This window comes from Aerosakkonema funiforme FACHB-1375 (genome assembly GCF_014696265.1).
GTDB classification, from domain to species: Bacteria; Cyanobacteriota; Cyanobacteriia; order Cyanobacteriales; family Aerosakkonemataceae; genus Aerosakkonema; species Aerosakkonema funiforme_A.
In genome coordinates this window covers 42,758-55,779 of the sequence record NZ_JACJPW010000019.1, presented here as the reverse complement: position 1 = coordinate 55,779, position 13,022 = coordinate 42,758, and the positions used below count along the sequence as shown (strand labels likewise).

At 43.8% G+C, this 13,022-nt stretch carries 15 protein-coding genes; 3 read left to right on the top strand and 12 right to left on the bottom strand.

All coding sequences use genetic code 11. The features are described from left to right. Positions 1 to 23: 23 nt before the first annotated feature. A complete protein-coding gene (locus tag H6G03_RS09720; protein ID WP_190464127.1) occupies positions 24 to 944 on the bottom strand; it encodes a hypothetical protein in 921 nt (306 codons plus the stop codon). Positions 945 to 1,213: 269 nt separating this feature from the next. Here H6G03_RS09720 and H6G03_RS09715 point away from each other — a divergent pair, with 269 nt between their 5' ends. The 3 genes from H6G03_RS09715 to H6G03_RS09705 are packed head-to-tail and all read left to right on the top strand — an operon-like array spanning position 1,214 to position 4,410. Further along, positions 1,214 to 1,603, top strand: a complete 390-nt coding sequence (locus H6G03_RS09715) for a response regulator (protein ID WP_190464126.1) — start codon at positions 1,214 to 1,216, stop codon at positions 1,601 to 1,603. Continuing rightward, complete coding sequence (locus H6G03_RS09710) at positions 1,587 to 2,237, top strand: chemotaxis protein CheC (RefSeq protein WP_190464125.1); 651 nt, start codon at positions 1,587 to 1,589, stop codon at positions 2,235 to 2,237. Before H6G03_RS09715 ends, H6G03_RS09710 begins: the two co-directional genes overlap by 17 nt. Beyond that, complete coding sequence (locus H6G03_RS09705; protein ID WP_190464124.1) at positions 2,191 to 4,410, top strand: sensor domain-containing diguanylate cyclase; 2,220 nt, start codon at positions 2,191 to 2,193, stop codon at positions 4,408 to 4,410. The genes H6G03_RS09710 and H6G03_RS09705 overlap by 47 nt, the downstream gene beginning before the upstream one ends. 75 nt (positions 4,411 to 4,485) lie before the next feature. Here H6G03_RS09705 and H6G03_RS09700 read toward each other — a convergent pair whose 3' ends face one another. The 11 genes from H6G03_RS09700 to H6G03_RS09650 form a co-directional block, all read right to left on the bottom strand. After that, positions 4,486 to 7,221, bottom strand: a complete 2,736-nt coding sequence (locus H6G03_RS09700; RefSeq protein ID WP_190464123.1) for an HAD-IC family P-type ATPase — start codon at positions 7,219 to 7,221, stop codon at positions 4,486 to 4,488. 291 nt (positions 7,222 to 7,512) lie between these two features. After that, positions 7,513 to 8,172: a Na(+)/H(+) antiporter subunit B gene (locus H6G03_RS09695; protein WP_190464122.1), complete on the bottom strand. Its 660-nt coding sequence runs from the start codon at positions 8,170 to 8,172 to the stop codon at positions 7,513 to 7,515. Further along, positions 8,172 to 8,738, bottom strand: a complete 567-nt coding sequence (locus H6G03_RS09690; RefSeq protein WP_190464121.1) for a DUF4040 domain-containing protein — start codon at positions 8,736 to 8,738, stop codon at positions 8,172 to 8,174. The genes H6G03_RS09695 and H6G03_RS09690 overlap by 1 nt, the downstream gene beginning before the upstream one ends. Next, the gene (locus H6G03_RS09685) at positions 8,731 to 9,009 is read right to left on the bottom strand and encodes a monovalent cation/H(+) antiporter subunit G (RefSeq protein ID WP_190464120.1); all 279 of its coding nucleotides are present in this window, start codon (positions 9,007 to 9,009) and stop codon (positions 8,731 to 8,733) included. The genes H6G03_RS09690 and H6G03_RS09685 overlap by 8 nt, the downstream gene beginning before the upstream one ends. After that, positions 9,006 to 9,257, bottom strand: coding sequence for a hypothetical protein (locus H6G03_RS09680; protein ID WP_190464161.1), 252 nt, complete (start codon positions 9,255 to 9,257; stop codon positions 9,006 to 9,008). The genes H6G03_RS09685 and H6G03_RS09680 overlap by 4 nt, the downstream gene beginning before the upstream one ends. Then, positions 9,257 to 9,640 (bottom strand): Na+/H+ antiporter subunit E, encoded by a 384-nt coding sequence (locus H6G03_RS09675; RefSeq protein WP_190464119.1) that lies wholly within the window; start codon positions 9,638 to 9,640, stop codon positions 9,257 to 9,259. The genes H6G03_RS09680 and H6G03_RS09675 overlap by 1 nt, the downstream gene beginning before the upstream one ends. Beyond that, positions 9,625 to 11,073 carry a cation:proton antiporter gene (locus tag H6G03_RS09670; protein WP_190464118.1) on the bottom strand — a complete coding sequence of 483 codons (1,449 nt, stop codon included), beginning with the start codon at positions 11,071 to 11,073 and terminating at the stop codon, positions 9,625 to 9,627. The genes H6G03_RS09675 and H6G03_RS09670 overlap by 16 nt, the downstream gene beginning before the upstream one ends. Next, the gene (locus H6G03_RS09665) at positions 11,070 to 11,405 is read right to left on the bottom strand and encodes an NADH-quinone oxidoreductase subunit K (protein WP_190464117.1); all 336 of its coding nucleotides are present in this window, start codon (positions 11,403 to 11,405) and stop codon (positions 11,070 to 11,072) included. The genes H6G03_RS09670 and H6G03_RS09665 overlap by 4 nt, the downstream gene beginning before the upstream one ends. Then, positions 11,399 to 11,590: a hypothetical protein gene (locus H6G03_RS09660; protein WP_206756620.1), complete on the bottom strand. Its 192-nt coding sequence runs from the start codon at positions 11,588 to 11,590 to the stop codon at positions 11,399 to 11,401. The genes H6G03_RS09665 and H6G03_RS09660 overlap by 7 nt, the downstream gene beginning before the upstream one ends. A 221-nt stretch (positions 11,591 to 11,811) precedes the next feature. After that, positions 11,812 to 12,060 carry a hypothetical protein gene (locus H6G03_RS09655; RefSeq protein WP_206756619.1) on the bottom strand — a complete coding sequence of 83 codons (249 nt, stop codon included), beginning with the start codon at positions 12,058 to 12,060 and terminating at the stop codon, positions 11,812 to 11,814. A gap of 79 nt (positions 12,061 to 12,139) precedes the next feature. Further along, positions 12,140 to 12,811, bottom strand: a complete 672-nt coding sequence (locus tag H6G03_RS09650; RefSeq protein ID WP_190464115.1) for a response regulator transcription factor — start codon at positions 12,809 to 12,811, stop codon at positions 12,140 to 12,142. Positions 12,812 to 13,022: the final 211 nt, after the last annotated feature.

Genomic DNA, 13,022 nt, shown 5'->3' with positions numbered 1-13,022 from the left:
TTTTTCATTAACTCAAACAGCGACTATTCAACGTTTACCCAAAAATCAGTCGTGACAATTTTGCCATTGCGCTGAAACTGACCCCAAAGTTTATATTTTCCCGCTTCGGGAAAGGCGGTCATAAAATGAACTTCTCCGGGGGAGTTATGTTTCATAGCGTGCGCGTGAATGTAGTCTGATTTTGTCAAGTTCGACGATTGTTTTACTATAACTAAATGTCCTCTTTCTCCCAAATAAGGTTGCAAATCAGTAATTGGTTGGCTGGAGTTATTCCTGAGATTGAATATTACGTGTACTGCCTGACCTGCTTTTAGTTTTGGTTCGGAAAAGGTGATATTCACCTTTGTATCGCCAAAACTCTTTGCCGTATTAAAATCAATTGGCGGTGCAGATTGGCTGACTCCGGGTACAGTTTCTTTCAGGAGGGAAACTTGTTCTTTTTGCCCAGATGGTTTATAATCCGCAAACAAAGTATAATTTCCCGGTCGCGGGAATTTCGCTTCTACTTCAAAGCGTCCATTTTGCTTATAAATGGGATGGAGGTGATCGAAATGCTGAAGGTCGTCGCTGACAACAATCAGGTGCATGACTTTTTCCTGAAAGGTGTCAAACTTAGTAACTGCCTTACCATTTACATCTTGAATATTTATGCTTAAAACAACAGGTTTATTAGATTGAATATTTTTGCGATCGCTCAACAGTGCTTTAGTTTGCGGTGCATTTCCCTTATCGGCATCTGTGTGATGATGTGCGCGATCTTCCATCGAATGTCCTGCATGAGGATCTGATGCAGCGACTGGTGTTTTTTCACCACTCATTATGTGGCCCTGATGCGGCTTTGCTGCACCTGGGTTAGATATTTCTCCAGACTTAACTGATGACGAGCAACCTTGTACGAGCAGCAGTGTAGAAAATATAGCAAAGCTTGTGAGTAATGGTTTCATAGCTGATTTTACATTTGCAAATACTTGCCGACGATCGCAGGTAAAGCGATCGTTAACTTTTTCATCGCCAATATCACAGAGTATAACAACTCAGATGTAATATTTCAGACCGAATAAGTAGGAATCCCCTAAACAAATACCCTTTGGATGACGTAAAATGAATATTTAGTATCAACCATTATGGCAAGATGCTATGGTTACTACTGTTGACCTCTGTTCTATTATTACAGAAATTTACTTAAATTAAAGAAAATTGAGGAACAAAAATAGTGGCATTGGTTTTAATCATAGAAGATGCAGCTTTGCTTCGCAAGATGCTCCAAAAGATCTTGAAACCAGAGGGCTACTCCATTTTGGAGGCGGCGAATGGACTGGAAGGTCTGGAGATGGTTCGCGTCTATAAGCCAGATTGTGTTGTGCTAGACCTTTTAATGCCCGAAATGGGGGGGCTGCAAGTTCTGAAGGTGATGCGGGAAGAAGGTTTGCAAGTGCCGACAATTGTAGTGACGGCAGATGTTCAGGAAACCACTCGTCAGGAATGCTCGCAACTGGGAGCCTTGACAGTTCTCCACAAACTACCGAAATCAGACGATCTGAGGCATTGGGTCAAAAAGGCTCTAGGGGCGACCCAGGAAGGAATGTATGAACCTAACTGTTGACCAAATAGATATTTTGCAGGAGTTAGTCAATATTGGCGTGGGTCGAGCTGCTGGCGTACTCAATGAGATGATCGGTTCCCCGATCTGCCTGCGAATCCCTTACATCAAGCTGCTTTCTCCTCCTGAGTTGCGTCCGGAGCTGAAAAAGAGATTCAATGGAGATCTACTTTCCACGGTACGCTTGAACTTCAGCGGCGCATTTAGTGGCACTGCCGAGCTGATTTTTCCGACCGAAAGTGCATCTACCCTCGTAGAGGTTCTCACAGATGAGGTTGTGGGTACTCCCGATCTCGATTCTGTCAAAATAGGAACCTTGCTGGAAGTGGGCAATATAGTTCTCAACGGTGTCATGGGTTCCCTAAGTAACATGTTAGCGCAACATCTAGAATACTCGCTACCCACTTACGTAGAAGGTATGGTTGACAGGTTGCTTATGTCTAAGGAACTTGATGCCAATGCCAGCGTTTTTTTGGCGCATACCCGTTTTACGATCGAGCAACTGCAAATTGCTGGAGATATTATTTTAATTTTTAAAGTGGGTTCCTTTGACGCCATGCTTAAAGCCATTGAGCTAGCTTTTGAGAGTGATGATGAACGAGATTCAGGCTGCCCAGAAAGATTTCGGTATTCTTGATCGGGTTCCCGAAGGGGTTTGCGTTCTCCGAGAAGATTTTAGCGTTCTTTTTTGGAACCGATGTTTGGAAGACTGGACGGGAATTTCTAGAAGCGAAATCCTCTTAAAGGATATCGGCATTTATTTTCCGCATCTGCATCAGCCTAAGTACGCCCATAGACTGATGCAGATTTTTGAAGGAGGGCCACCAACTATCTTTTCCGCACAACTTCATCAGTCGATTATTCCCGCTCAGCTACCGGATGGAAGGTGGCGTATCCAACATACGACTGTAACGGCTGTACCGGCGGGGAATTTTAGATTTCGCACTTGCTGGGATAGTGCTTCGGGATATGGTTTTCGATCGCACGATACTGGTGTGCAGTTAGATATTGTTAAACTTCGCCAAAAACCCAGTAGTTCCAATATCGAAGGTGTTGGCAAGGCTGGCAAAAATAAGAAGCGCGTTACCAAGTATAAACGGATCGGATTTGTGAAGCGCAATTCTCCCTTGTTTGGCGACACCCTTAAACAGAACGAAGAAAAGCTTGCCAAAGTTCAAAATCGCAATTCGTTTTATGCCCTTTTAGTAATAGAGGATGTGACGGATTTGACACACCGCATCCAAGATTACCGCGCTATGCGCGATCGAGCTTTGGAAGAAGTTAAAGAACGCAAAAAAATTGAAGATGCACTAATACAAAGCCAGCATTTTATTCAAAAAATTGCTGATGCTACTCCTTATCTTATCTACATTTATGATTTAGTGGAAAAGCGCTATATATATTTCAATCGCCAAGTAGATTTATTGTTGGGTTATACAGATGAAGAAATGATAAGGCGGGGCGGTCAGTTATTTGCTAATTCGATCCATCCTGACGATTTATCGCATCTCGCTGCACAGATGGAAAAGTTTGCCATTGCACAAGACGGTGACATTCTGGAAAGAGAGTATCGCATCAAACATCGATCGGGTGAATGGTTTTGGTTTCACAGCCGGGAACTGGTTTTCACGAGAACGCCTGAAGGTTTGCCCAAACAAATTCTAGGTACAGCTGAAGATATCAGCAAACGGAAATGGGCAGAAGAGGCTATGCGGTTGCAAACCGAACGAGAGCGGCTGATGGGGGTAATTACCCAGCATATCCGACAGTCTCTTAATTTGGATGAAGTTCTCAACACTGCTGTGACGGAAGTGCGGCAATTTCTTCAGACCGATCGGGCTCTGATTTTCCGCTTTCAGTGTAGCACCCATAAAAGCAGCCGTATTCTAAAAGTGGGCAATGTGACGGTAGAATCTCTAGCTCCCGATTGCACATCTATAGTAGGAAATATTATGCCTGATTGTTGCCTGAATAGCAATAGTTTTGCTTACTATCAGCAGGGGAAAATCCGCGCCATAGAAGATATTTGTAGTGCCGTTAATTTCCCTAAATGCCATATAAAACTATTAAAAAATTGGGGGGTAAAAGCAAACTTAGAGGTTCCTATTATGCAAGGAGAAAATTTATGGGGACTGTTGATGGTGCAGCAGTGTAAAGCATCCAGAGAATGGCAGCCTTTGGAAATAGAGTTGATCGAGCAACTAGCAAATCAATTAGCGATCGCTATTCAACAAGCAGAACTTTATCAACAGTTGCAAGCAGCCAACGAACAGTTACAGCGCTTAGCAAGTTCAGATGGTTTAACTCATTTAGCTAATCGGCGGAAGTTTGATGAATATTTAATGCAGCAATTGTTGATTTTAGCACGCGAAAAACAGCCTTTATCTTTAATTTTGTGCGATATCGACTCTTTTAAAACCTATAACGATACCTACGGACATCAAGCAGGAGATGAATGTTTGCGCTTGGTTGCTAAAGCTATTCAGCGGGCAGTGAAGCGCCCAGCAGATTTAGTTGCCCGCTATGGAGGAGAAGAATTTGCGGTGATTTTGCCTAACACGGATCTCAAAGGGGGATTGCGAGTGGCAAAAGAAATCCAAATTAGAGTCAAAGATTTGCAAATTCCCCATACTGCTTCATCGGTGAGCGATACGATTACTTTAAGTGCTGGACTGGCTTGTGTCATTCCCACTGCGGATGTGTCTCCAAATGAGTTGGTTGCAACTGCCGATCGCGCACTTTATCAAGCGAAAAAATGGGGACGCGATCGCATTGTGATGTACAGCGAATCCTGTCTGAGTCAAGTTTAAGAGGGGATAGGGGATAGGGGCTAGGGGCTAGGGGAAGAGGGGAAATTTTGACTTTTGACTTTTAGCTCCCCCTCATCAATTGGGAGGATCGAAACGATTAACTGAAGCAGCGATCGCAATCATCGGTAAGCTAGCACCAAAACAAATCAACCATTGATCCAGCGTCATCGGCGCAGTTTGGAATATGCCATTAATAAAGGTAGAATTAGCAAAGATAATTTGCAGGATTACCGCTACCACAATTCCCACAGCCAAAGCAGGCGCACCACTGACCTTTTCCTGAGAACCATTAAACTTAGCCATCAGAGAAGGTAACAATTGACTGATACTCAATAGATAAAAAATCCGTCCCATCACCAAAGCTTGAATTGCCATTGTCCGCGCTAATTCTATACTACCCCAATCTGCTTGGCGCACCCATTCAAACATCCCGAAAATCAAAGTCCAGTTATACAGAGAAACCGCCAAAATTCGCTTAATGCGATTCTGGGTTAGAAAAGGTTCATTCGCTGGGCGGGGTGGATTTTTCATTACACCTGCCGTTTTCGGTTCAAAAGATAGCGGCACGGTCATCGTGATAGAATTAAGCATATTCAGCCAGAGAATTTGCAGCGATAAAATCGGCATTTCTCTGCCCAATAACGTGCTAATTAAAATCGTCATCGATTCGCCACCATTGACAGGCAAAATAAAGCAAATTGCCTTCAAAAGGTTTTTGTAAACCGATCGTCCTTCTTCCACCGCCGCTGCAATGGAAGCAAAATTATTATCAGTTAGCAGCATATCGGATGCTTCCTTAGAAACCTCCGTACCGCTACCCATTGCAATACCGATATCCGCTTGTTTGAGGGCGGGCGCATCATTTACACCGTCCCCCGTCATCGCTACAATTTCGCCTTTCGCTTGCAAAGCTTCCACAATTCGCAGCTTTTGTTCTGGCGCAACGCGGGCAAACACTACGCCTTCCTCTACCGCTTCTGCAAGTTCGTTTTTCTTCATTTGGGCGAGTTGGGCACCCGTATAAGCGACAATTTTCTTGTTGCGGTTGCGGAAACCCATCCTACGGGCGATCGCTTGAGCGGTAGTTATGTGATCTCCTGTAATCATTTTTACTTGAATACCAGCACCTTGGCAGGCGTGAACCGCTGCGATCGCTTCTTTTCTCGGCGGATCGATCATCCCCTGCAAACCCAAGAAAATCAGCCCTTCCTCCAGATCGGTATGATTTACCGTCTTTTGCTCATTCGGTACATTTTTCTTCGCAAAAGTTAGCACCCGCAAACCTTGCTTCGCCAAAGTTTCCACCGCTTTTTCGATCGGTGCTAAATTTAACTCAATAACATTACCTTTCCCATCCACCATTTTCTGGCAACGTTTGAGAATTGCCTCCGCCGACCCCTTGACATAAATAGTTTTCTCTCCGCGAGTTTCATGCAGAGTTGCCATATATTGAAAATCGGATTCAAACGGAATTGAATCTAATCTGGGATGCAATCTTTCCACCGCTTGCTGAAGCAATCCTGCTTTGCCACCAGCCGCGATTAACGCGCCTTCTGTCGGATCGCCAATTACTACAAAATTGCCATTTTTCTGTTCTAAATGAGAATCATTGCACAACAAACCTGCCAACAAACATTCTTGTAAAACAGGATAAACTTTAACATCAATTGGCTGTTGATTTTGCAGTATTTCCCCTTTAAAATTGTAGCCAGTACCGCTAACCGTATATCCAGCACTACCTGCATAAATTGCTTGCACTGTCATCTGATTTTCGGTTAAAGTTCCCGTTTTATCGGAACAGATAACAGTGGCGCTACCGAGGGTTTCTACTGCTGGCAATTTGCGAATAATCGCGTGACGGCGTGCCATTCTCGCCACGCCAACTGCTAAAGTGACTGTAATTACTGCTGGCAAACCTTCGGGAATTGCACCCACAATTAAAGCAACTGCTGGTTCTACTGCTTCTTTAAAGTTTCTCTGTCCTAAACCCACTGCAAAGGTAAGAGTCGCCATGAATAAAACAAAGTACAACCAATTCTGGCTAAATTGATTGAATTTCCGCGTTAGAGGAGTGGTGAGGTCTACTCTTTGTTCGATTAATTGAGAAATTTTACCTGTTTCGGTATTATTGCCAGTGGCGATTACAATACCGCTACCTTGTCCGAAGGTAACGAAACCTCCCGCATAAGCCATATTGCTACGTTCAGCGAGGGGTGTTTCTGGCGGTAAAACAACTGTTCCTTCTACTTCTTCGTATTTTTCTACTGCTACAGATTCGCCAGTAAGTGCCGATTCATCGATTTGCAAATCGCGGACTTTGATGAGGCGCAAATCGGCTGGTACTTTGTCGCCAGAGGTGAGTAAAACTATGTCACCGGGAACCAATTCTTCCGAGGAAATCTTTAATTTTTTGCCATCGCGAATCACGGTAGCTTCTGTGCGGACGGCGGAAGCTAAAGCTGCGATCGCATTTTCCGCTTGCGCTTCCTGAGTAAAACTAATTATTGCGTTGGTAGTAGTTACCCCCCAAATTACCCCAGCGTTGATCCATTCTCCCAGTATCGCCTTGATTGCGCCCGCACATACTAAGATAATCAGTAGTGGCTGGTTAAATTGCAGTATAAACTTTAACCAAGCTGGTTTTCCTTCCTTGACAGTGAGTTGATTTAGGCCAAACTCTCGCTGTCTTTCCGCTATTTCACTCGCTAATAAACCGTTTTCTAAGTCAGTTTCCAGGATAATTGCAACTTTATCTTCTGGTAGATTATGCCATTGGTGTTCTTGTAATTCCTTGGTAGCTGTTAATGTCATATTGCTCCGCCAAAACATTAATCTTATTTTGGGAGGTAGCTTTAAAAGTTTGATGAAAACTTGATGAGAAAATTCTCACCCAGTCATACCAAATACCTTGACATCAGGGCGTTTTCTTCTCTTTCTCTTCTCTGGAGCGTTTTCTGCACCTAAAGCGGTATGCGCTAACGCACACGCTACGCGAACGTTAAAACAGGGGTATAGCTTGTAGGTTAGATTTCCCTCTGTTAAATCCAACCTACAAATGGATGAAAAAAATTTATGCTCCTAAGTATCGAATCACTTCATTTCTCACAACAATCCTCGATAGCGAATAAAAATCAAAACTACCGCCCAAGACCCCAAAGCCACTTTGATTGCTACTAAGATATTGAGTATAGGAATGACTCCCCCGCTGACAAGTAAGCCCAACTGTCCGTAGGGTAATTCATATCCAGCCAAAGTCAGCACTGACAAGATGATAAAAATCAGCACCGAAAGTTTCTCGGAAGTAGCAGCGAAGCAGCGTTTGTAAATAGCCTGCATCCTTTCCGGTGATGAGGTAATTGCGATTAGACCGATCGCAGTTCCACCCGCCACACCCGCCGCAAAACCACCGCCCGGACTGAGATGTCCCCGAATTGCCAGTTCGATACTAACCAAAGCGGAAATAGTTGCGCCCACACGCGCTAGTACAATTGAGGGTCGATCGGTAAACTGATAGATTTTGCTGGTGGGCTTTTCATTAGCTAGCAGAAAATTAGCCCCCATGATGGCGATCGTAAATACCACCACTTCAAAGATTGTGTCATACAGCCGATTTCGTAAAATAATCCCCGCCACCGCACTAGGTACACCACAATCTTTAACGATCGCTTCTACAATAGAGAGATCGAAGCCGAGCGATGCGTTTGGTAATACCAGCATTTTGATATAAAATGCTATTCCTGCTGCAATGTAGACCCATTTCATCAATGTTTCTCCCCGGAATTTGATGCACTAACATAAGTCAAGCTGGTAGCAGGTGTGGAAAGTTCGCTTTGCACGATCTCATAAAGACGTTGCAGCCTAGTTACAGTTTGATAAGGTTGTTTTTCTTTGTCCTCATCCACCAATTGCGTAGCGCAGATAGTGTGAACTTCTTTTGCCATGAGCGCCCGATGCAACTGTTCCCTATCCATGTACGGGACTAGCTCAACACGCATATAATGTTTGCGAAAAATGCTGCGTAACTCATCCATTATTTCCCCAAAAGAGCGATCGCGATCGCCTTCCATCAACTCATCTTTCAGCACACCCAAACGCATCACTAGGGAAGAACGCACCGCCACCGCATAGAGGGTAATTGCCAGCATCGTCCCCACCAAAGCTTCCGTCAAAGCTACATCCGGCGCTCCTAAAATTGCATATAACATTGCCGATATTGCACCCAGTATGCCCCGAATTACCAAAGCATCGTAGGGATTAACCTGAAGCACTACCATAAAAGCAGCCAAAGGCAGTAGGGCAGTGATCGCATAAACATAGCTATCATTCATATTTCTGTTCTCCACTGGCACAGTATGCCAACACATATCCCAACATCGTATTCCACAGTGCCAAACAGATAATGGCGAGGAGCAACAAAGGCCATTCTCTGGGTCTTTTCAGCAAAAGTCCAAACATAATACTCATCGATCCAAGAGTATCTGCAACTGAAAGACTGTGCAGTTTGAATAAGACCGATCGCTGAGTGAGGAGGTGAGAAGTTCCCCAAAACGAGAAGAAAATTCCTATACCTATGCAGGTATAACTCAATAGGTCAATCATGCTTCCCCGATCCTCTTGATGATTTGTGCTAGTAACATTAAGGCGGCATTACCTACAGTTAGGATCATCACGCCGACAATCCCGATCATCCAATCATCGCGCAATACAGAGACAAACAATATTGTAATTGCCGCCTTGGTCGAGATACTGCCAAAGGCCAACATTCTTCGCCAGATATCCTCATTCTTCCAGGCATCGTAGATGGGAATTAGCAATGCCAGAATCATGGCAATTAAGAACAAGTTCATCATAAATTTTTCCTCCGGCGAACCCGGTGTACTTCGTACCAGCCATCTTCGCGGTATTTCAAAACAATTGTTTTGGGTGTAAAGGTGATTAAGAATATATCCAAAAATACCAGTCCTGGTGTACGTCGCGGTTCGACTCGTTCGAGGACGACATCTTCGTAGTTATGGGGACGAAAGATGATATCGAATGCCTCAATATACGCTTGAGGAATCGCCACTACAATCTTACCCAGCACACTCAGCCAATCGTCTAACGCTCCAGGGGATTTGTAGCTGAAGGGCAATAAGATGGCTATGTGGATACCCAGGAAGATATTTATCCAACTAAAATCAGCAGTGAGCAAAAACCAAATCAGTAATCGCAATATTAAATCCCCAGCCATGCAAACCCCATCCAAAAAAGTAGAATCAAAATCAGACTCATAAAACCGACCAAATCGTCAAATTTCTCTCCGAAACGCGGCAACTTAATTTTTGAGTGTTTAAAAATTAACAAGTATGCCAGCCATCCTAGAGCGATCGTCGCTAGTGGTTTGATGATATTCTCAAAAGAATAGGCTTTGTAGTAGACAACATTTGCGCCGATCAGTCCACCAATTAGCACTATCATCGCCAACCAAAAACCGGGACGAAGATTTGATTTTTCTTCTTGCTTTTGATGAGGCAAAAAGATGAATTTGGCAAACGATATGGCAGTTCCCAGTGCGGCAATATTCATACCGATAACTTGCCAGGGAACTAGATTTTTCATCGTCAAAACCTTCGCCCCAAAGCCGGATAATAGGGGAAAACCGGATATGGAGAAACTCGCTGCTACTAGGGCGATCCAAATTGGGGTATCGATCGGCGTATGTTGCAGTTCTTTCAGATTTCGACTCGGTAAAACTCCGGCGATTAAAAAGAGGGCTGATTTGACCAAACCGTGTGTCAGTGCGTAAAAGCCGCCCACTTCCGGCGCAGCGAGGACAAAGCCTAACTGGGAAACGGTGTGAAACGCCAGCATTCGCTTGCTATCCTTTTCAAACACGGCGTAGAACACGCCTAGCAGGGCTGTAGCAACGCCAAAGAACCTGACAATGGGATCGATCTCATCCAAAACCAACGCGCAACGCACGATCGGAAATATGCCACTTTTGACGACAATTCCCGACAGGAAAGCCGATACTGGCGTTTCCGATTCCGAGTGGGTCATGGGTAGCCACAAGCCGGATACAAATATCCCGCCTTTTACCAATAGTCCTAGAAAAATGAGGGCAAGTGCTTCTGGAGGCGATCCCCGCAAACCTGCAAAGGCGAAGGAATGATGCGCTTGATAAACCAGCACTGCGCCAATTAGATAAAACAGCATGGCGACGTTGCTGATAAAGAGATAGCGCAAACCAACCCAAATCGATCGATCTGTGCGGGGATAAGCTATCAAGAGAAAGGCGGCGATACCGCTTACCTCTAACGCCACATATAAACTGACAAAATCGGAACAAACAAAGGCGGCGTTGAGACTCCCGTGCAAAATGATTGCCTGGGCGTAAAAAAAAGCACTCTTACCAGTTTCCCAACAGTAGAAAATAACGGCAAGGGTGACGAGGGCGTTGGTTAAGATAAAGAAGCCGCTTAATTGGTCAGCTTCTAATGTGACACCAAAATTATCGAGTAATATCAGTTTTAGCGGTGATGGTTGGAGAAATAACCAAAACGCATATGCAGCCGAAACTATAGCTGTACCCAGACTAAGATATCGATCGAGTTTGGGAAGTAGATAAATGACGAACCCTACAAAAAACGGGAATGCGATCCATGCGATCGTTATGGTATTCATGGTGTATTGTTCTTCTCGATCTCGTTACATTCCAAGGTGGGATTATCTCGTGACAGCTTCATTACTCCGACTAGCATTAAAGCTTGAATTGAAAGACCGATGACGATCGCTGTCAAAATCACCGCTTGGGGTACTGGATCGGCATAAGAGCCATTTTTGACAGTAGATAAAATGGGTGTTAAGAAACCGTCTCGCGATGCAACTACTACGTAATAGGCGACCACTCCCGCACTCATCACATCCATCGAGACGATCTTCATCACTAGGTTCTTTTTGAGGATGATGCCGAAAAAACCGCACAATATTGTGGCGAATACGAATGCTTCTAACACGGTAATTGCCTGTTGAGTAAGGGTCGATCGTAATTATTTTGGAAAGAGTTTACGATTTCTGATAAGCAGTTTGATTTTTCTGAGGCTAAGTCAGTTTTGAAAATATATGCAAATTTATCTTCTGGCAGATTATGCCATTGGTATTGTTGTAATTCATTGGTAAATGCCGATTTCATCTCGCTCACACACCAAAAACATTATTATTATTTTTGGGGTTAAGTTTAAAATTTTGATGAAAGTCAGATGAGAATTTTCTCATCTAATTTAATCGAAGAAACCCGGTTTCTTCAAGAAACCGGGTTTTTGAGTCGATCTGGTTGTAGTAATTTACGAGAATATATTGTTTCGGGGAGCGGTTTAAATCTATAAAGTCAGTTTTTTTCGCGACGCTAGGTAAGTTCCAGACTTATTTCTTGAAAACGGCAGTAATAATGGTTGTGATGGTTGCGGTTGCTAACAAACCGAAGGCTAAGTTAACAACCCATTGAGATGTTTGTTGATAAGCATTAAAACGGATATTCAACTCTTTAGCATTTTCTGTGAGTTTCTCGATCGCTTCGGCATTTTTCTCGATCGCTTCCGCATTTTTCTCAACTTTTTCAGCTAATTTATCGAGCATTTCATCAGTCCAGCGTTCGGTTGCTATCGTTTTCACATCTATACGGATGAATTTATTATATCACAGTCTAATTTTTTCTTGCTTGTTAATGGCAGGTTGCTTGAAATATTCGGATTTAGGGACAAAAACGATATCCCATACCTCTGACAGTTTCTATTTTCTCGCTACCTAATTTTTTGCGGAGATAACCGACATAAACATCGACAATATTAGAACCGGGATCGTAATCGTAACCCCAAACGCGATCGAGCAATTGTTCTCGGCTAAAAACTTGTCCGGGATGGCGGACAAAAGTTTCAGCTAAAATAAATTCACGAGTGGATAATTCGATATTGCGATCGCCTACTGAAACGCGGCGCGATCGCAAATCCAAAACGATATCTCCTGCGCGAACGATCGTATCATCTTTGGTAGTAGCAGAAGAAGTGCGATCGCGCAACCTTACCCGCACACGCGCCAGCAATTCTTCAAAACGAAAAGGTTTGGTAACGTAATCATCCGCACCGCCTTCCAATCCCGCCACTTTATCAGTTACATCATCGCGTGCAGTGAGGATAATTACGGGAAGTTTTTCTCCTCTACCTCGCAATTCTTCTAACACCTGAAAACCATCTTTTCCGGGTAAGCCAATATCTAGGATTAACAAATCAAAATCTTTGCTATCAGCGACACAAACTGCTGCATTTCCGTCTTCTACTACGACAGTAGTAAAGCCATTTGCTTTCAATCCTTTTTCTAGAAAGGAGGCGATACGCGGTTCGTCTTCAGCGATTAGAATGCGGTTCATAGGACATCTTACCTCAGCGTTATTATCCGTAGGGAAATCAATGATTTTGTTAGCAAATGATGGGTTTAATTGTATATAAAGCCACTGACTTCGCTTCCAGCCCGCCTGGGATTCAAATCCCAGCGTCATAGCTTAAGTCCACTCAAGTGTACCGAATACTAATCTTCCAGTCCATTTAAATGGACTTTCGCTATTAGCTGGGGAATTGATT